This is a genomic window from Corynebacterium choanae, assembly GCF_003813965.1.
Taxonomy (GTDB): Bacteria; Actinomycetota; Actinomycetes; order Mycobacteriales; family Mycobacteriaceae; genus Corynebacterium; species Corynebacterium choanae.
Genome location: NZ_CP033896.1, coordinates 243,093 through 262,774, shown reverse-complemented (window position 1 = coordinate 262,774; position 19,682 = coordinate 243,093). Strand labels below are relative to the sequence as shown.

General features: G+C 58.1%; 10 protein-coding genes and 1 pseudogene. 6 read left to right on the top strand and 5 right to left on the bottom strand.

Going from position 1 to position 19,682, the window contains the following annotated elements; translation table 11 throughout:
- From dnaK to CCHOA_RS00900, 3 genes are all read right to left on the bottom strand, one after another.
- Nucleotides 1-1,833 carry a molecular chaperone DnaK gene (dnaK, locus tag CCHOA_RS00910; protein ID WP_123925836.1) on the bottom strand — a complete coding sequence of 611 codons (1,833 nt, stop codon included), beginning with the start codon at nucleotides 1,831-1,833 and terminating at the stop codon, nucleotides 1-3.
- 724 nt (nucleotides 1,834-2,557) lie between these two features.
- Nucleotides 2,558-3,097, bottom strand: a complete 540-nt coding sequence (locus CCHOA_RS00905; RefSeq protein WP_123925834.1) for a hypothetical protein — start codon at nucleotides 3,095-3,097, stop codon at nucleotides 2,558-2,560.
- Between the two features lie 469 nt (nucleotides 3,098-3,566).
- Nucleotides 3,567-4,067 carry a hypothetical protein gene (locus CCHOA_RS00900; RefSeq protein WP_123925832.1) on the bottom strand — a complete coding sequence of 167 codons (501 nt, stop codon included), beginning with the start codon at nucleotides 4,065-4,067 and terminating at the stop codon, nucleotides 3,567-3,569.
- 906 nt (nucleotides 4,068-4,973) lie between these two features.
- On the opposite strand from CCHOA_RS00900, the gene CCHOA_RS00895 reads away from it, so the two are divergent.
- The 3 genes from CCHOA_RS00895 to CCHOA_RS00885 all read left to right on the top strand — a co-directional run bounded on the left by CCHOA_RS00895 (nucleotide 4,974) and on the right by CCHOA_RS00885 (nucleotide 12,317).
- Entirely contained in the window at nucleotides 4,974-8,459 is a 3,486-nt protein-coding gene (locus CCHOA_RS00895) for a proline dehydrogenase family protein (protein ID WP_123925830.1), read from the top strand.
- Between the two features lie 444 nt (nucleotides 8,460-8,903).
- Nucleotides 8,904-10,277, top strand: coding sequence for an AI-2E family transporter (locus CCHOA_RS00890; protein ID WP_123925828.1), 1,374 nt, complete (start codon nucleotides 8,904-8,906; stop codon nucleotides 10,275-10,277).
- Nucleotides 10,278-10,526: 249 nt separating this feature from the next.
- Nucleotides 10,527-12,317, top strand: a complete 1,791-nt coding sequence (locus CCHOA_RS00885) for a helicase HerA-like domain-containing protein (protein ID WP_123925826.1) — start codon at nucleotides 10,527-10,529, stop codon at nucleotides 12,315-12,317.
- 44 nt (nucleotides 12,318-12,361) lie between these two features.
- Here the strand turns inward: CCHOA_RS00885 and CCHOA_RS00880 are convergent, their stop codons facing one another.
- Together CCHOA_RS00880 and CCHOA_RS00875 are read right to left on the bottom strand one after the other, a co-directional pair.
- Complete coding sequence (locus CCHOA_RS00880; RefSeq protein WP_281273294.1) at nucleotides 12,362-12,778, bottom strand: iron chaperone; 417 nt, start codon at nucleotides 12,776-12,778, stop codon at nucleotides 12,362-12,364.
- A 125-nt stretch (nucleotides 12,779-12,903) separates the two neighbouring features.
- A complete protein-coding gene (locus tag CCHOA_RS00875; protein WP_123925824.1) occupies nucleotides 12,904-13,554 on the bottom strand; it encodes a nucleosidase in 651 nt (216 codons plus the stop codon).
- 309 nt (nucleotides 13,555-13,863) lie between these two features.
- Between CCHOA_RS00875 and CCHOA_RS00870 the strand changes: the two are divergent.
- The 3 genes and pseudogenes from CCHOA_RS00870 to CCHOA_RS00860 all read left to right on the top strand — a co-directional run.
- Nucleotides 13,864-16,437: pseudogene (locus CCHOA_RS00870) on the top strand ((Fe-S)-binding protein); the annotation flags it as partial.
- A gap of 1,055 nt (nucleotides 16,438-17,492) precedes the next feature.
- A complete protein-coding gene (locus CCHOA_RS00865) occupies nucleotides 17,493-18,695 on the top strand; it encodes a pyridoxal phosphate-dependent aminotransferase (RefSeq protein WP_245992209.1) in 1,203 nt (400 codons plus the stop codon).
- Nucleotides 18,696-18,701: 6 nt separating this feature from the next.
- Entirely contained in the window at nucleotides 18,702-19,595 is an 894-nt protein-coding gene (locus tag CCHOA_RS00860) for a helix-turn-helix transcriptional regulator (RefSeq protein ID WP_123925818.1), read from the top strand.
- Nucleotides 19,596-19,682: the final 87 nt, after the last annotated feature.

Genomic DNA, 19,682 nt, shown 5'->3' with positions numbered 1-19,682 from the left:
TTACTTCTTCTCTTCCTCGTCGTCGATGACTTCAGCGTCGACAACGTTTGGATCGGTTGGTTCAGCATCGGCTGCTTCAGTGGCACCCTGGGCTGCTTCAGCTTCGTAGATAGCTTTGCCCATTTCTTGGGATTCCTTCGACAGGTTGTCAACAGCATTCTTGATGGCTTCGATATCGGAGCCCTTGAGTGCTTCGTCAACTTCCTTCGCCGCAGCCTCAACCTTTGCCTTGAGATCTTCCGAGACCTTGTCAGCGTTGTCTTCGACGAACTTGCGGGTCTGGTAGGCCATAGCCTCCGCCGAGTTGCGGACTTCCTGCTCCTCGCGGCGCTTCTTGTCCTCTTCAGCGTGGGTTTCCGCATCCTTGATCATCCGGTCGATCTCTTCTTGAGAAAGCCCCGAACCATCTTGGATCTTGATGGTGTTTTCCTTACCGGTACCCTTGTCCTTTGCGGTGACGTGCACGATGCCGTTGGCGTCGATGTCGAAGGTCACCTCGATCTGTGGAACACCACGCGGTGCCGGTGCAATACCGCCGAGCTCGAAGGAGCCGAGCCGCTTGTTCATCGCCGCCATTTCACGCTCACCCTGGAAGACCTGGATCTGAACCGAAGGCTGGTTGTCGTCAGCGGTGGTGAACACCTCCGAGCGCTTGGTCGGAATAGTGGTGTTGCGTTCGATGAGCTTGGTCATCACGCCACCCTTGGTTTCGATACCCAGCGACAGTGGGGTGACATCCAGCAGCAGCACATCTTTCACTTCACCGCGCAGCACGCCAGCCTGCAGTGCAGCACCAACAGCGACAACCTCATCAGGGTTGACGCCCTTGTTTGCTTCACGACCGGTGAGTTCCTTCACGAGTTCCTGCACCGCAGGCATACGGGTGGAACCACCGACGAGCACCACATGGTCAACATCGTTGACGGAGATGTCAGCATCCTTGATGACCTGGTTGAACGGCTTCTTGCAGCGTTCAAGCAGATCAGCGGTGATGCGCTGGAACTCTGCACGGGACAGGGTTTCGTCCAAGAACAGTGGGTTCTTCTCGGAGTCAACGGTGATATATGGCAGGTTGATGGAAGCCTGCTGAGAGGAAGACAGTTCGATCTTTGCCTTCTCTGCAGCTTCCCGCAGACGCTGCAAGGCCATCTTGTCCTTGGTGAGGTCGATGCCATGCTGCGACTTGAACTTCTCTACCAACCAGTCGACGATGCGCTGATCCCAGTCGTCACCACCGAGTTCGTTGTCGCCGGAGGTAGCGTTAACCTCGACAACACCGTCCCCAATCTCCAGCAGGGAAACGTCGAAGGTGCCGCCACCCAAGTCAAAGACGAGAATGGTTTGTTCTTTGTCGCCCTTTTCCAGGCCGTAAGCCAATGCCGCAGCAGTTGGCTCGTTCACGATACGCAGCACGTTCAGCCCAGCGATCTGGCCTGCTTCCTTAGTGGCCTGACGCTGTGCGTCTTCGAAGTAAGCCGGAACAGTAATCACTGCATCGGTAACTTCTTCACCAAGATAAGCTTCAGCGTCGCGCTTGAGCTTCATGAGTGTGCGGGCAGAAATTTCCTGCGGGGTGTAGTTCTTGTCATCGATAGCGACCGTCCAGTCGCCACCCATGTGCCGCTTCACGGAGCGGATGGTGCGGTCAACGTTGGTGACCGCCTGGTTCTTTGCCGACTGACCTACGAGCACTTCACCGTTTTTGGCGAAAGCGACAACCGATGGCGTGGTGCGGGATCCCTCAGCGTTAGCGATAACTACCGGTTCGCCACCTTCGAGTGCGGCGACAACAGAGTTCGTAGTACCAAGGTCAATACCTACTGCACGTCCCATAATTGTGTGTTCTCCTTAACAAGTTTTGTTTTTCACTTCCCCGCCTGCGGCAGGGAATCGTTTGTGTTGACTCTTGCCGGGAGTCCCGCGGATGGGGATGGAAAGCAAGCCGTCCCAAACCCACAGAACTTGATTCCCGGTGACTCAAGTTTTAGCAACGTGAGCCACTATACAAGGTTCTTGAGTGTATGTCACTCAATGTCTTACACCCATCACAACGGAGCTTCCCGCAAAGTTGTTCCATAATGACTCAACTTTTTACTGTGTTCTAGATCACATCAGCTATTTACGCTGGTAAAGCGCCGTTTTCCTACTAAACAGTCCGTCGCTTCCAACGTCGAAGTGCCATCAACTTGGCGCAAGCAGGCCGTTTCCCCCTACTAAACTTGCGCACCCCTGACTCAACTTTCACCCTTGCCGATGCCGATTGATCGGTGCACTGTTCACCACAGCACGGCACAGTACGAGCAGCACAGACCCGACCCTTCCCGACCATCGCTGCAGCATTCGTGCGCCCCCAAATAGTGGCCACACCTCGGTTTCCCCATAGTGGATGGGCACCGCACGAACGTGCAACCAGAACTCCATGGAGGCCACACGAACGGTCGCTGATCCTTCCCCAAGAGCACAGACAAACACCCCACCTGTCGATGTGCAAACACCATCAGGTGGGGCAAAGCAGGCACGTCAGTGCCCTGAAAAAGGTTTACCGGGACACCACCATTTACGAGGAACCAAACAATGCGGAAGAAAGCCCGTTGCTGATAGGCATCGAAGGGCCGGGCATACCGCCGGAAGGTCGCAGCTTGCCACGCATGACACACGCCTCAGTACTAGCCTCAGTGACAATCGGCTGTAGCCCCTTGAATGCACCACACTTTTCAGCAGCATCCAAAATCAGACCAGTTTGATATTCCCGCAGCTCCTCAATGGTTTCTTTCCGCACGTCATAGGGAGTCCCAGTGGGGAATGCCACCGTATTAATAAAGTTGTCCCCGTGGCGGACAAGTTGATAAGCGCTTTCACGGGAAACTTGATCAAGGTGGCAACCATTACTGCCAACCGCAAGACGTACAGTATCGCAGCTGGCCGTCAACCATGACTGCTGCTGCTGTTTAAATTCTTCGATCGTCAAACGGTGGGCAGTGGCTCGTTCCTCACTCACCGCCGGGTTCACCGTCACAATCGAGGCAATCCCCGCCACCACGGTGCACAAACTTGCCACCATTGCGCGCCGATTTCGTCGAAGTGTCTGCGTGGTCATGGTATTCCTTTAGCGTTTACTGGGTCACGCCGCCGCCGATACATCAACGACCCTGTGCATTGTCTGAACAACATCGAGCAGGAAACGGTCGACAGGAGGCGGTGAGCATCTGCTCCTGCACTGTCACACAAAAGCACAACACTCTGCTCTTAATCTAGCGCAGCGATACCCCTTTGCAATACAAAAGGTAATGGTTATCACCATAAAACGTGCGCAAGTGAAGACAGGGGTGGAATCTGGCCAGCACAGCTGCCCCCTTACCGCCCACGACCAGGCAGCAGCACACTGCCCAACCGCAGCGTGCCGAGTATGCAGCTAAACCTTGCATACCCCCAGGGTGCACAGCACAACAATCCCCTGCGAAAGTTCACTTGGAACCTTCGCAGGGGATTGCTTGAGACTCGACGCTTAACGCAGAGCAGGTGCACTAGGCAAGGAGCTCACCGCTGACGCTTTGCCGGCGATTCGGCTAGGAGGACAGCCCTGAAGAGAAGGATTCAAAGATACTCGACCAGCTGTTGTTCTTTTCGACTTGCTTGTCCAGTTCTTGCTTGATGGTCGGAATCTTGTTTTCTGGATCAGCAACCCAGCCACATTCCACGGCGCGAACCAACACGCTGGCGATCATGAATTCCCGCAGACCAGGAACGTCTTCTTCCTTGATCTGTACTCGCGCATTTTTACGATCGGTGATGAGCTTTTTGTACGCAGCTTTCTCGTCGAACTTAGTATCCAGTATGGCCTTCAGTTCATCGACGGTCTTCTTCTCTTCGCCTTCACCAGGCATAATCCACTTGATGAGGGCGCCAACATACGGCGCATTTGGCAGCGCTTCACACTTGGCTTCCAGGGCGCGCTGCACCTGCTGTTGCACGGTGCCTTTATCGACGGTGAGTGCGGAGGCAGGTGCAATGGTGGCAGACACTGCAATACCTGCAGTGACAACAATGGAAAGAAGGCGCTTGTGCATGAGAAACTCCCAGCTTGGTAAGTACAGTGAAATAATCGTAAGCAGCGGCATCTGAAATATTCCTTCCCATGCAGATACCTAGGCCTTGCGGTCGGCAATAGCCATAACCTGAGCCTTCATTCGATAGTAGCAATCCCTAAGCTTGAGTTAAGGTTTTAGCCCAGTGATCTATGCCATAGCGCTCGCCTGCACCCCCGGCGTAACCACCGCATCACCCAGCTAGTGGCCATAATTCCGATCGAGTTACCGGCTTGAAAAACCCCACCAATCCCACCCGCTATCGCGTTCACAGTTTTCTCTCGCAGTTAGCCACATCCCCCGCGGCGGGTTGGCAGCTGCAGCTTTCATACCTGGTTGTTGACTGCAGTGCCCCCGCACCCCCTTCCCCATGACCCACTTGCCACCTTCGACTTTGGGCATTGCCACCTCGCTACAAACTGCTGCGGCAATAGAACCGGTCGCTAGACACACTGGTGTTATCTTTTCTCGGGCAAGCGTGCAGAAAATTCGTGACCACTGAGACTATCGGGGGTATAGCAGGGGTGAGCGGGGATGATAGCCCCCTTTGTGGCAGTGCGCTGCGCGTTTCAGACACGCAGGGTCGCCATACACCCGGTTGTGGGCACTGTCACAAACCATGAGCAATGTTGCCGCCCTGACAATTTGGGGTTCTCTCCCCTACTATGGGGACTGTCAATTTTTCCCACGCTGCCAAAACTGTGCCATAAGCTGCGCTAATGACAGTTAAATCCGGCTAATACTCACGTTGTGAGGGGGTGGTCGGGCGCAGGCTGCAGCCTACTGCAGCAGGGCGTGGGGAAAGTGTTATTGCACAACTGTCCGTAACCCGTCCGGGCGCCTTCTACTGGTTCGCCCGAGAAAGTGAAGTTGGTGGTTTCTCAAGCGATGAACACTCCCGCACATACCCCGTTGCCAAATAGCAGTGACATGGATCAGGTTGTCGAAAAGGCAATCACGTTAGCGCGCCGTTGGCTGGATGCCACCGGCACCGGCGAATCAAAGCAGGAAGCCAAGTCCACCGAGCAGCTGGCAGCGCTTGTCCACGATGCTCGCGGCATCGACTTCACCATGAGCTTCGTCGACCGGGTTGCCCGGCCGGAAGATAACACGGTTGCCGCCCGCGAACTTGCCCGCCTGGCTAGCCCCTTTGCCGGCAAGTCGCTCATCCCAGACTTTGTTGGCACCGTCGACAAATCACTGGTCACCCTCGGGTCGATCGCCGCCCCACTGCTGCCGGGTGTCGTGATGCCAATTGCTCGCAAACGGCTGCGCCAGCTAGTTGGTCACCTCGTCCTCGACGCCGATGGTAAAGCCCTCAACGAATTGCTTGACCGTTCCGCCGAACAGGGCTTCCGGTTGAACCTTAACCTGCTGGGCGAAGCGGTGCTCGGCGAGAAAGAAGCCACCAAGCGTCTGAACTCGACCATTAAACTCCTGCAGAATCCGCGGGTGACCTATGTGTCGATCAAAGCGTCCTCGGTGTGCGCCCAGCTCAACCCGTGGGATATTGACGGCAATATTGAACGCTTGAAGAACCGACTGCGCCCCTTGTATCGGGCAGCTGTCGCCCGCAGTCCACATCCATTCATCAATATGGATATGGAAGAGTATAAGGATCTCAACTTAACGATCCGCCTGTTCAAGGAACTGCTCAGCGAGGACGAATTCTTAGGCCTTGAAGCTGGTATCGTGCTGCAGGCCTACCTGCCAGATACCTTTGCTGCCTTGCAGGAACTCACCGAGTTCGCACATGAGCGCACCGCCAAGGGCGGCGCACCCATCAAGATCCGCCTTGTCAAGGGTGCGAACCTGTCGATGGAACGGGTTGAGGCTGAGGTGCACGATTGGGAGCAGGCACCATATCTCACCAAGGCTGAGGTTGATGCTAACTACTTCCGCCTCATGGACTGGGTGCTGCAGCCAGAACATGCCGACCATGTTCGAATCGGTGTCGCCTCGCACAACCTGTACACCGTGGCGATGGCACACGAGCTGTCGGTTGCCCGTGGCGTGCAGCGGCAGCTCGACATCGAAATGCTGCAAGGCATGGCTCCATCCCAGGCGCGTGCCGTCCGTGATGTGGTCGGCGACCTGATTCTGTACACCCCAGTGGTCAAGGATGAAGACTTCGACGTTGCCGTGTCTTATCTGGTGCGGCGTCTAGAAGAAAACGGGGAGAAGGAAAACTTCCTCTACGCCCTGTTCGCCCCAGAGGTCACCGGACCTGACGGGCTCACCCCGCTGCAGGAGCAAAAGCAGCGCTTCCTCGATGCGGTCAACCAGCGGTGGGAAACCTTCGCAGGTCCCCGGCGCACCCAAAACCGTAGTGAAGAAGCAGCCAATGAAGTTGGCTGCCTGTCGGAGGCTCGCCCCGGCCACTTTGTGGGTGAACCAGACACCGATCCTTCCCTCCAGGTCAACCGCGACTGGGCACTGCAGGTGCTGGCCGCCGACCCAGGTCCACGCAAATCTGCACAGGTCACCGATGTTGCTGCTATCGATAAGGCAGTAGCCACCGCCCATGAGGCAAGTCAAGCCTGGGCAGAGCTCAGCGGTGAAGAACGTGCCGCCCTGCTCGACCGGGCAGCTGACGCGCTCGCCAATAGCCGTGGCGAACTCATCACCGTGATGACCCACGAAGCTGGTAAGACCGTCGGCGAAGCCGATCCGGAAGTCTCCGAAGCCATCGACTTTGCCCGCTACTACGGCCAGTGTGCCCGCGACCTGGATCGTGTCCAGGGGGCAACCTTCACCCCGCACAAGGTAGTCCTGGTTACCCCGCCGTGGAACTTCCCTGTCGCGATCCCGCTCGGTGGTGTATTTGCTGCTTTGGCAGCTGGTGCCGCAGTCATTATCAAACCCGCCCCACAGGTGCTGCGCTGCGCCGAGGTGGCCATCGACATCCTGCACGAGGCTGGTATTCCACGCGAAGTACTGCAGCTAGTCAACGCCGACGAGGCAGACGCCGGGAAACATCTGGTTTCCCACCCGCAGGTAGACCATGTCATCCTCACCGGTGCTTCAGAGACTGCGAAACTGTTCCGCTCTTGGGATCCGACCAAACCACTATCTGCGGAAACCTCTGGCAAAAACGCCATCATTGTCACCCCGTCGGCTGACCCCGACCTGGCAGTTGCTGACGTCTACAAGTCAGCATTCGGCCACGCCGGTCAGAAATGCTCCGCCGCCTCCCTGGTCATCCTGGTCGGCTCAGTGGGCAGCTCGCAGCGCTTCCTAGGCCAGCTTGTCGACGCTGTGGAAACCTTAAAGGTGGGTCCTGGCACCGACATTTCAACCACCATGAACGGCATCATCGAGCCACCATCGGAGAAACTGCTGCGCGGACTCACCCAGCTGGAACCGGGCGAATCCTGGCTGGTGAAACCAGAAAAGCTGAACGCTGAAGGCACCCTGTGGTCACCTGGTTTGCGCGACGGTGTCAAAGAAGGCTCCTGGTATCACACCCACGAATGCTTCGGCCCAGTGCTTGGCATTATGCGGGCCGATACCCTCGACGACGCCATCCGGATGCAAAACACCACCGGCTTCGGTCTTACCGGTGGTCTGCACTCCCTTGACGAAGGGGAGATCGCCCACTGGCGGGAAAACGTGGAAGTCGGCAACGCCTACATCAACCGTGGCATCACCGGCGCCATCGTGGAGCGCCAGTCCTTCGGCGGCTGGAAAGACTCTGCTGTTGGTGAAGGTGCTAAAGCTGGTGGCCCAAACTATGTGGCACACCTGGGCACCTGGGCCGACGACGACGTCGATGCGCTGCCACGCGGCTCGGTCAGCCGCAACGTCGCAGTGATGCTCAAAGAATTCGGTCGCCTGTTCCGCGATGAACTCACTGCCGATGATTTGGCGTGGCTGCGGGCTGCAGCCGAATCCGATGCGCATGCTATTGCCGTCGAGTTCGGTGTCGAACACGACAAAACCGGTCTGGTTGTCGAATCGAACGTGTTCCGCTACAAGAACCTTCTCGAACCGCTCGTCATTCGTCTTGGCCACAACTATGAGGTCAAAGACGTCCTGCGGCAGCTGCTCGCGGCGGAAGCCACCGGCACCAAGATTGTGCTCACCGCCGGCAACGCCAGCCTCCTCGAACCACTAGGCCCTATTGCTGACCTTGTTGAGATCGTCGCCGACGATGTGCTCGCCCGCCGGATCCGTCGCAACAGCGGTATGCGGGTGCGTGCCATCGGCGAAGTCGCACCAGTGCTCTACGAGGCTGCTGCCGAATCCGGTTCAGTGATCATCGACCGCACCCCGGTTGCCTCCGGCCGTCGGGAACTTCTGCCCTACTACTTAGAGCAGGCCGTCTCGATGACCCGCCACCGCTTCGGTTACATCAAGCAAGCCGCCGACTAGGCTCACCCCGCCGAGCGGGATCAACCTCCCGCTCGTTGCACTCACGCACCCTGCAGCGTCCGTTGTTTCTCAGGCACACTCCAACTGCCTGAGAAAAGCAACACATGCCGCAGGGTGCGTTGCTTTTTTCGCAGGGAAGATGACGCACCCCCAGTGCCCACCTGCGCCAAGCGCAGGAACCATCCACACGACACCCAACTGGCCACCCAGAACACCGCACAACAACCCACCGCTGCACACGACAACCCGCTGCGCCACACAGCTCATCCTTTACCGGCCAGCCCCAAGCCCACCCTTGCCCACCACTACGGCCAATTGGGGTGTGGTCGAGACGGGAAAACTGCTGTAAACCCTGCCCGCACCTCACCCGCTACCGCCATAGTTTCCGCAGCGCAAAAGGTATTTACTGGTTTATAACAGGTTATATGGAACAATAATGCGACTATGAGTGAAAATACCTATCCTGGTGAGCTTGATGCCACCAACGACCTTCCAGAGAAGGTTGTCTCTATGGTTGAGGGGGATGCCGAAGTGACGGAAGATCCGTCACCAACAATTGAAGCTTCCCGCGACAAGCCAATCGACCGGGGTGAGATTATCGGCATGGACGGCCGCTGGTTAGCCGGCTGGTCACTACGTCTGCTGGTGATCGGCGTTGCCGCTTACCTGTTATGGAATGTGCTGTCGACCATCTGGTCGGGGCTGCTGCCGGTGCTGCTCGCGATTTTAGTGACCACCGTGTTCTGGCCCCCGGTGCGGTGGATGCGAGCACACAAGGTTCCTGCCGCCCTTGCTGCACTGATTGTGCTCGTCGGTGGGTTTAGCCTGCTAGGTGCACTATTTGCCGCGATGGCGCCGCGCGTAGCGGATCAGTCCACCCAGCTGTACAAGCAAGCACTCGAAGGCGTGGCACGACTCGAAGTATGGCTGAAAGACGGTCCGCTTCAGATCAACGCCAACCAGCTCAACGAGGTCGCCAATGAGGCGTTAGCGAAAGCCCAGGAACAGGCCGCAAATATTGCCTCCGGGGTGGCGGCAGGACTGTCCACCGCATCGTCAGTCGCCGTAACCAGCGCATTAATGCTGGTGCTCACCTTCTTCTTCTTAAAAGATGGCGACAAATTCCTCCCCTGGGTGCGCCGCAACGCGGGCAACAATGTTGGCTGGCATCTCACTGAGCTGCTCACCCGCACCTGGAATACGCTTGCCGGATATATTCGTGCCCAGGCAGCTGTCGGTTTGATCGATGCCGTACTCATCGGGCTTGGCCTGTTCTTCCTTGGGGTGCCGCTGGCATTCGTACTGGCAGTGATCACATTCTTCGCCGCATTCATTCCAATCGTCGGCGCCGTGTCGGCCGGTGTGCTGTCCGTATTGGTTGCACTGGTTTCCAACGGGGTGACCTCGGCACTGATCGTCACCGCCCTGATCCTTATTGTCCAACAGCTCGAAGGCAACGTCTTTAGCCCGATGCTGCAGTCGAAGGCAATGAACCTGCACCCGGCGATTGTGCTGCTGTCGGTGGCTGTCGGCGGTGGCCTCTTCGGCATCGTCGGCGCATTCCTGGCCGTTCCTGTTGCGGCAACAGTCGCCGTCTGGTTGCGCTATCACGCCGACTTGGTGAGCCTGCGCACCGGGGAGATCACTGTCGACGAGATTGAAATCGTCACCGCTGAAGGGGATCCACACTTCAATCCGAAGCGTGGCCTGCAGAAAGTCCGTGGCCGTCTCACCAAACTCATGCCCGCTCATCGGCATGCAACCGCCGAAGGCACTCGGGAACCAGCTCAGGTACAAGAAAAAGACCTCAAGCAGTAGCCTTCCCATCCGATAACCTAGCCGCAGCGCAACTGCTGCCACCCTAGCGAAGCGCACCCGCACCACAGCGGCGTGCGCTTCTTCGGTGTCAATAGGCTGTGATCGCATTGTGAATGTTGCCACCAACCCCCAAGGATCCCGTGAAGTTCACGACGCGCTACTCCAGCGCCACCAACGAACAACACCCAACCCGACAGACACCCCACCGATACCCAAGCACGGTGATCGAAGCCGACTACAGTACTAACCATGACTGACGCTGAGATTGCCCGCCTGCAAGCCGCTGCCGCTGCCGCTGCCGCGAAAGCCGCCCGCCTCGAAGCTGAAGCTGCCGCCGCAGCTCTTGCTGCAGCAACCGCAGCCGCCGAATCACCAAACCTGCACAAACCCGCCGCCAGCACCCCGCTCTCCGGCTATCCGGCGGAAGTACAAGCCAGCTATCGGCACATCGCCGACACCAATCCCAGCATCACCATCGGCGCAATGATCGACGAGGATGGCTCCGCCTTGGCGCAAGTACCAATCAGTGTTCCGCTGGCCACCTTAAACCGGCACGGACTCATCAGTGGTGCTACCGGCACCGGGAAAACCCGCACCCTGCAGCTGCTCGCCGAACAACTCGCCCGTGCCGGTGTACCCAGCCTCGTCACCGACGTCAAAGGGGATCTCACCGGCATCGCCGAAGCAGGAACACCAACCGAAAAACTCCTCGCCCGCACCAGCGAACTCGGGCAACACTGGCAGCCACAAGCATTCAATATCGAATACTTCACCGTCAACAACCAGCCTGCCGCAACTGCCCTGCGCACCACGGTCACCGCCTTCGGACCACTCCTACTCGCCCGGGTCTTAGGTCTCAACGACACCCAAGAATCCGCACTCACCCTCATCTTCCACTGGGCGGATAAAGAACACCTCGAACTCATCGACCTCACCGACCTGCGGGAAGTCATCGACTATCTGCTCAGCGACGAAGGGAAACCCATATTGAAAACCCTCGGCGGCATCTCCAGCGCCACCGCCGGTGTGATTCTGCGGGAAATCGCGACGCTGCAAGCCCAAGGCGGCGACGACTTCTTCGGCGTACCTGACTTTGCCACCCGGGATCTGCTGCGCACCAGCAACAATGGCCAAGGGATCATCTCCTTACTCTCCCTGCCACAGTTGGCCACCAATCCACGCCTAGCCACCACCCTGATCATGTGGCTGATCGCCGACCTGTTCAGCGGCCTCGACGAAGTTGGGGACACCGACAAACCCCGCCTCACCATTTTCTTCGATGAGGCACACCTGCTGTTTGCCGATGCCAGCAAAGCATTTATCGACCAAGTCATTCACACCGTCCGACTCATCCGGTCGAAAGGGGTGGGCATTATCTTTATCACCCAACACCCCACCGACCTGCCCGAGGCAGTCCTCGGCCAACTCGGGGCAAAAATCCAGCATGCGCTGCGCGCATTCACCCCGAAAGAGCAAAAACAACTCCGGGCAACAGTCGATTCACTCCCGGTTTCCCCACTTGATCTCAGCAAACGCATCACTGAACTTGGTACCGGTGAAGCACTTATCAGTGTGCTCGACGGCCGCGGCATCCCCACCCCGGTCGCCCCCACCAAACTCTATGCCCCACAGTCAGTCATGGGACCTGCAAACCAAGCAACACTGCAGCAGCTTCACGAAAGCAGCAGACTGGCTATCAAATACGGCGCACCGATGAACCCCTATAGCGCCTTTGAAAAACTGGCCGCCCGCAAAGCGGAACACTTACAACAGCAGCAAGCCGCAGCCGCCGCCGAAGCCCAGGCGAAAGCCGAAGCTGAACGTCGCAAACAGTTGGAAAAAGAACAACTTGCGCAAGCCCGCCGCCTAGAGCAGGAAGCCAAAGCACTGCGCCGGCAGGAGCAGGAGCGGCAGCGTGAACAAGAACGTGCCGCAAGACAACGCAACAAACTTATCGACAGTGTGGTTCGTAGCGTCGGCGGACAACTCGGCCGGGAGATCACCCGCTCAATTTTCGGCACCTCCCGGCGGCGAAAATAACAGGCAACCCCTTCCGGCGGCACCCCTGCAGGCGGTGCCGCCGCTTAGGATTTCGGCCGCCAAAAACTCGTCACGTCGCGCTTAGTTTCCCGCTGATAGTCAATAAGTTCGCCAACCAGTGCCGTGTCGAGCGGCTCATCCCACGGCTGACGGATCAGCATTTTTGTATGCCGCACACCTCGCCTGTCGAGTTCTGCGGCAAAATGGGCGACAGTGTGCTCTTCCGGGGCAATCGCCAAATGTCCCTTGGCGGCAGAAAAACCGATGATAAACGTGCCATGATCGGTAAACATTGGCTGATTCCAGGCGATCCGCAGCTCCAACATTGGATACTGGTTACCCACCCATTCCAGCATCGCTTCGACCACCGGCCGTTGCTGATCGGTTAAGGTTGCTAAATAGTCATCTACCGTGTTGATCGCCATAACCCCGGAAGTATAGCGGCCGACAACAACAAGCATCGCCACGTCGGATCCTGTGTGATTGGCCACCGGTACCCACGAGCGTTACGCCCAAAACTGCCGGGCGACAGGTCGGCTGTGGCATAGCCGACGCCCGCCACAGCTACAGCAGCACAATGGGCAAACTACCGGCGAAACTCGGCACGCTGCGGGGTTGGCACCGCTGCCACATGCCCAGAATCACAGTAGGCTGCCAGCGCCCGATCCAAATGCCGGGAAGAACCATCAACCGCATCAGCCCATTGGCCGATCGCTGACTCATCGGCCATGTCAGAAGTTTGTTTTATCAACACCACCGGAATACCGAACTCGAACCCGATCCGGGCAATCACATAGCCTTCCATTTCGACAAGATCAGCTTTCCCAGCCAACCGTTCCCGCGTAGCCGAATCCGCAACAAAGCTATCGCCGGTGGCAAGCGTCGCCGTCGGCAACACCCCCGAAGTTTCCAACAGCAGATCATTGAGAGCAGGTTTGCCGTCGATAGCTTCTAGCACGTCATCGTTGAAGTCATGCTTGTACACGTGACCGATTTCAAACACCCCACTGACCGATGCTTTCAACGCCCCCGCGGTACCAACATTGATTAAACAACTCGGCTGAATACCCTTCGCTTTCGCAGCAGTCAACGCGGCAGTTAAGTGAATCGCGGCGTTCATCCCCCCAACCCCCACCACAATCCGTGGCAGATCCGTGTGCACATGTTCAATCTCCCCGGGCGTCGCGGAAACCAACAGCGGACGGTCAGCAACAATAGCGTCAGCAGCATCAATCATGGTCTCCACCCTAGCGGACAGCTGGCCGCCACAGCTGCACCACCTCCACATCGAATTTAGCCCGGCCTAATATCACGCTGAGGCGTGGAAGCCGATAGGTTAAACGGTGCAGGTGTTTCACGAGTCGTGTCATCGGCTGGCGCCAGCCATCTGCGTCAGCATCCCCACAGCCGTGCCATATACTCAACGGGTTGTGTCCGCACGCCAGGGACATAGGATGCGTGAAGAAAAAGACCGATCACCCGCTATGCCACCGGAATCGGACTGGGATACCAGCCAAACACAAACCGCCCCGTTGCTGAACAGAGGATTTTCATGGGATCCACCGGACTAGCTGCCGACTTCTCCTTCATCGTTGGGATAGTTGGCCTGCTGCTTTCAATTCCCGCCTGGGCTATCTTCCTCCGTGGTGTTGCAACCCTGGTGCGGTTTGTTCGTGCCGGTAAACCGCTGCCGGAACGCACCAGTCGGCCGGTTCGCCGGGCTGCCGAAGTACTCAAACAAGTCGTCGGCCACACCCAGCTTGCCCGGAAACCACTCGTCGCCGTCGCCCACTGGTGTGTCATGGTCGGGTTCCTGCTGGGGTTTGTGTTGTGGTTTGAAGCCTATATTCAAACCTTCAATCCGGCGGGCGGCTGGCCTTGGATCTCCACCCAACCCTGGTATCACCTCTGCGACGAACTGTTGGGGATCGGCACCGTTGTTGGCATCATTACCTTGATCATTATCCGCCAAACCGCTGCCGGTAAACAGCGCCTAAGCAGGTTTTACGGCTCCAACGCACGTGCCGCATATTTCGTCGAAGCGGTGGTGTTTATCGAAGGTGCCGGCATGCTGCTGGTGAAAGCCGCAAAAATTGCCACCTACCCGAACTATCAGCCGCATCTTGCCACTGACTTTGTCACCATGCAGCTGGCGAAACTCCTGCCCGCCTCCCCTGAACTCGTCAGTGTGTTTGCACTGATCAAACTCCTTTCCGGGTTGGTGTGGCTAGCTATTGTCGGCCGCCAGCTCACCTGGGGGGTGGCATGGCACCGCTTCACCGCGTTTTTCACTATCTTCTTCCGCACCCATGCTGATGGCCGCAAAGCACTGGGTGCCCTCGCCCCGCTGGTCGATGATTCCGGCAAACCCATTCACTTCGATGAACTGGAAGATTCCCCGGCAACACTGGGAACCGGGTTTATCACCGACGCATCTTGGAAAATGTTGCTCGACACCACAGCATGTACCGAATGTGGACGTTGCCAGGAACTTTGTCCTGCCTGGAACACGGGCAAACCGCTTTCGCCGAAAAAAGTCATCACCGACCTGCGTGACGGTGCGATGGGAACGTTCCCCGCTTGGATCGATCCCTCAGCGCTGGAATACGACGACAGCCATGCTGGTGTTGATGTGTTAAAACTCGCCGGCGAAGGCGGCGCAATCACCCAGGACGTGCTGTTTTCCTGCACGAACTGTGGCGCCTGTGTGGAGCAATGCCCAGTCGATATTGAGCATCTTGACCATGTCACCAATCTGCGCCGCTACAGTGTGCTCGTCGAAAGTGACTTCCCCAGCGAACTGACCGGCATGTTCACCAACCTGGAACGAAAAGCCAACCCGTGGGGGCGGGCAGCGAAAGAACGCCGCACTTGGGTGGACAAAGCCCGTGAACAAGGCTTGGAAGTGCCGATTTTCGGCGAGGATGTCACCGATTTTAGCGACTGTGAATATTTGTTCTGGGTGGGCTGTGCCGGTGCGTTTGATGAGCAAGGGCAAAAAACGACGATGGCAATCGTGGAATGTCTCCACGTTGCCGGGGTCAAATTTGCGGTGCTCGGCGACGGGGAACGCTGCACCGGGGATCCGGCGCGGCGCGCTGGCAATGAGCTGCTATTCCAAATGTTGGCAAACGACAACATCGCTACCCTCAACGACGTGTTCGACGGTGTTGCCCGTGGTGGACGAAAAATTATTACGTCCTGCCCGCACTGTTTTAACACGCTGCGCAACGAATACCCTGAGTTTGACGGTAACTATGACGTCTTCCATCACACCCAACTGTTAAATCGTCTGGTGCGCGACAAACGACTGGTGCCGATTCCGCGTACCCCGGATCAACGCAAACCGGTAACCTTCCACGATCCGTGCTTCCTTGGGCGCCACAATAAAGTGTTTGACCCGCCGCGGGAACTTGTGGAGGCAACAGGGGCTTCCCTCACCGAAATGCCCCGAAACAAAAACACTGGATTTTGTTGTGGCGCCGGTGGTGCCCGGATGTTTATGGAAGAACATTTGGGGACCCGAATTGCGGATGCGCGTGCTGCAGAAGCGATCGATACCGGCGCGGCGACCGTGGCAGTTGGCTGCCCGTTTTGCCATGTCATGCTTTCATCCGGGGTGAAAGCGCAACACGCTGTCGACTCGGCGACCGGTGATCCGCAATCAGCGGCGCCAAATGTCGCGGATGTGGCGGTGATGCTTCGCGATGCAATCAGTACTGATGGGCGTTTGCCGGAAGCACTCCCGAAAGCATTTGTTGATCCTGCACGGACACAACTGTCGATTGTTCCGAAACGAAACACCGACCCGGTGACTGATCCGACTCTCCCGGAGCGGAGCGGGCAAACCGCTAACCAAACCGGCCAAGCAGCTGTTTCGCAGCAGCCAGAGGCACAACCAGTAGAGTCGCAACCTGTTGCACCGCGGCAGTCGCCGCAGGATTTAGCACCAGGTGCAGCTATTCCAGGTAGTGCCCAGCCGCCTGCGCCCGGCAGTGTTCCACCACGTCCAGGTACTGCAACTCCGCCTCCACCGGGCGGTGTGTCAACCCCACGACCAGGGGGAACACCTGCGACAGCTGGGCTACCCGGCGCGCCCGGCGGAGTTACCCCTCCTGCACCGGGTGGCGCACTGGCAGGGAACGCTGCTCCACAAACTGCTTCTGCTGGCGGTAACACCCCAATGCCTGCTGGCGGTGGTATAGCACCCCTTGCCCCTGGTGGTGCACGGCCTACCCCTGGTAGTGGCGCTCCTACTGAGGCAACGACTGTTACCCCTGCACAACCAAGTGCACCAGGTAGCGCGCGCCCTGCGCCGGGTGCTGCACAACCTGCAGTTTCTTCTGTTGCACAGCCGGTCACCCCGGGGGGCGTTACCCCGCCGACACCCGGTCGGGCACAACCAACGCCTCCTGGGTCGGCTGCACCGAAACCGCCGGGTGGGGTTCAACCTTCTTCGCCAAGTGGTACACCAGTTTTGGCACCTGGCGGGGTTCGTCCCTCCGCCCCGGGCGGAGCCACACCTCCTGCTCCTGGTGGTGTGTCGCCGGTGGCTTCATCGGCGTCACAACCAGTTACCCCGGGAAAGGCCACACCTGTGGCTCCTGGCAAGGCTGCCCCGGTTGTTCCAGGTAACGCTGCCCCTGTTGCACCACTAGCCCCTGGTAAAGCCGCACCAGTAACTCCTGGTACTGCCAAACCGAAGGCACCCGGTGGCACACGGCCTCTAGCCCCCGGTGGTGCACGGCCGATGGTGAGTCATGATGATGCTGGATCCGATACTGCACAGCCGAAGAAGACTGTAGAGAATCAAGAAGACTAGCGCCCCAAGCAGCAGATTCGGCGGCTCTGTGGCGCCGATACAGTTGGCTGTCGGTTCGGCGGTAGCATCGCCCGCACCAAATCACCGACTGCTCACTCATCGGCGTTGTTCCCCTGCCCGGCTGGTGCTGTTGTTTGAGGTTTTGTTGGTGTGAGGGCAAGGCGTATCCAGGTTTCGTCCGCTTTTCTCTTTTCCAACGGCCGTATTCGTGGCACGATAGCACCATGAGTTCGCAGGAAACCGTGCAACCAGTTGATGATTCCCAAATCCCTGGGGATGGCCCGATTGTTACCACGACGGTGAAAGATCCCGCCACAGGTGAGGTTCGTCGTCGCCGTCGGCGCGCGTTTACGATGGCCGACAAGCTCAGTGGTGTGCAATACGAGATCCGCGGACCGATTAGCCAAGAGGCAGAGAAACTCGCCTATGACGGGCATAAAATCTTGAAGCTGAACACGGGGAATCCCGCAGTGTTTGGGTTTGAGGCGCCTGATGTGATCATGCGGGATATGATCGCTGCTCTGCCGCATGCGCAAGGCTATTCAAATTCGAAGGGTATTTTGTCGGCGCGACGTGCCATTGTGACCCGCTATGAGCTGGTTGAGGGGTTCCCCGATATTGATGTCGAGGATGTGTGGGTTGGCAACGGGGTGTCTGAGCTTATTCAGATCTGCTGTCAGGCGCTGCTCAATGACGGCGATGAGGTACTCATTCCGATGCCGGATTATCCGCTGTGGACTGCGGCAACCACGCTGGCTGGCGGCAAGGCGGTGCATTATCGCTGCGACGAGGACAATGAGTGGAATCCGGACATCGAAGATATTCGGGCGAAGGTGTCGGAGAAGACTCGTGCCATTGTGGTGATTAATCCGAATAACCCGACGGGGGCGGTGTATTCGAAGGATGTTTTAAAGAAGATTGTGCAGGTGGCGCGCGAGCACGAGTTGATGGTGTTTGCCGACGAGATTTATGACCGGATTCTGTTTGATGATGCGGTGCATTATTCATTGGCGGCGTTGGCACCGGATTTGGTGACGGTAACATTTAATGGCTTGTCGAAGGCGTATCGGGTGTGTGGCTATCGGGCAGGTTGGATGATTGTCACCGGCCCGAAGCGGATGAAGGAGGGGTTTGTCGCCGGGGTGAATTTGTTGTCGGGGATGCGGCTGTGTCCGAATGTTCCCGCACAGCATGCGATTCAGGCGGCGCTCGGTGGCAAGCAGTCTATTTTCCAGTTGACTGCGAAGACGGGGCGGATCTATGAGCAACGCGAATTGGCTTGGCAGAAGCTCAACGAGATCCCGGGGGTGTCGTGTGTGAAGCCGATGGGTGCGTTGTACTGTTTCCCGAAGCTTGATTTGGATTATTACGACATCACGGATGATTCGGCGTTGATGCTGGAGTTGCTGCGGCAGCAGCATATTTTGCTGGTGCAGGGCACCGGGTTTAACTGGGATCGGCCGGATCATTTCCGGGTGGTGTTTTTGCCGCGGGTGGATGTGTTGTCTGAGGCGATTGATCGGCTGGGGGATTTCTTGTCCCATCATGTGCGGTGATATGTGGTGAATTTTTCTCGACTGTGGCATGGCGGCGATGATGCAGCGATGGTTGCTGCGTCATCGTCGGCCACGTCACGGCGTTTGCCGGTGATGTGTTGCGGATCGGTGGTGGGGGATCTGCTGAGTTCGCTGTCGCCGTGCGGGTTGGCTGATTGCCGGTATTGTGCTGGTGAAACGGCAAATTCGGGGGTGTCGCCGGTGTGGAGTCCGGGGTTGCTGCCGGCGATGATTGGGCAGGTTCGTCCCGCGGGGGTGGTGGTGGATGCGTTTGTGCGCGGCCACGGTGGGGTGCCGTTGTGGGAGGAGCTAGCTAGTGACGAGTTGGGGTTGGCGGTCACTGTGGTGGTGGGGATTCCGGATGGGTTGTTGTCGCCGGCCGCGTTGCAGTGGGTGTGTTCACCGCATCGGATGTCGCAGCCGGCGGGGGCTCGCGAGTTGCGACAGTTGCTTGCCACCGTGGAGGTGCCGCGGATGCGTCGCCTTGGGGTGGAGGTTATTGTGATCGGTGTTTCGCCGGAAAGCGATGTGGCTGCTGATAGGTCAGCTTCCGCGGCGGGGGCTGTGGATGCTCCTGTGGTGTGGCGGCTTCCGCCGGTGGTGTCGGATCATGCCCGGCTGGTGTGGCCGCCGGCGGCAATGTTGGCTGCTTCCCGGTGTGCGGTGTGGTCGCGCGCTGATCGACAGCGGGGAGTGTTTCCGGCGCCGGTGTCGGTGATGATGTCCGGTGAGCAAGAGTTGGTGTTTCGATTAGCTGCCGCCGGGTTGACGGATCGCAAAATTGCGCGGGCGTTGTCGTGTTCGACCCGGGAGGTTACGGCGGTGATGGCCGAGTTGATGGCGCGTACCGGTTCGTCGCACCGTTTGAGTTTGCTAGCACGCACCCAACCGGTGCAGTAGGGTGTGCGTTCCGAGTTGCGGCCACTAGCGGTGCTTGTGGTTTGCTATGTTTTCCCACCAAATGGGTGGATTTCTCTAATGCTGTGG

Excerpts from the sequence above, each read along its gene's own strand:
- dnaK (WP_123925836.1), bottom strand. The coding sequence starts at position 1,833 with ATGGGACGTGCAGTAGGTATTGACCTTGGTACTACGAACTCTGTTGTC.
- CCHOA_RS00905 (WP_123925834.1), bottom strand. The coding sequence starts at position 3,097 with ATGACCACGCAGACACTTCGACGAAATCGGCGCGCAATGGTGGCAAGT.
- CCHOA_RS00900 (WP_123925832.1), bottom strand. The coding sequence starts at position 4,067 with ATGCACAAGCGCCTTCTTTCCATTGTTGTCACTGCAGGTATTGCAGTG.
- CCHOA_RS00895 (WP_123925830.1), top strand. The coding sequence starts at position 4,974 with ATGAACACTCCCGCACATACCCCGTTGCCAAATAGCAGTGACATGGAT.
- CCHOA_RS00890 (WP_123925828.1), top strand. The coding sequence starts at position 8,904 with ATGAGTGAAAATACCTATCCTGGTGAGCTTGATGCCACCAACGACCTT.
- CCHOA_RS00885 (WP_123925826.1), top strand. The coding sequence starts at position 10,527 with ATGACTGACGCTGAGATTGCCCGCCTGCAAGCCGCTGCCGCTGCCGCT.
- CCHOA_RS00880 (WP_281273294.1), bottom strand. The coding sequence starts at position 12,778 with ATGCTTGTTGTTGTCGGCCGCTATACTTCCGGGGTTATGGCGATCAAC.
- CCHOA_RS00875 (WP_123925824.1), bottom strand. The coding sequence starts at position 13,554 with ATGATTGATGCTGCTGACGCTATTGTTGCTGACCGTCCGCTGTTGGTT.
- CCHOA_RS00865 (WP_245992209.1), top strand. The coding sequence starts at position 17,493 with ATGGCCGACAAGCTCAGTGGTGTGCAATACGAGATCCGCGGACCGATT.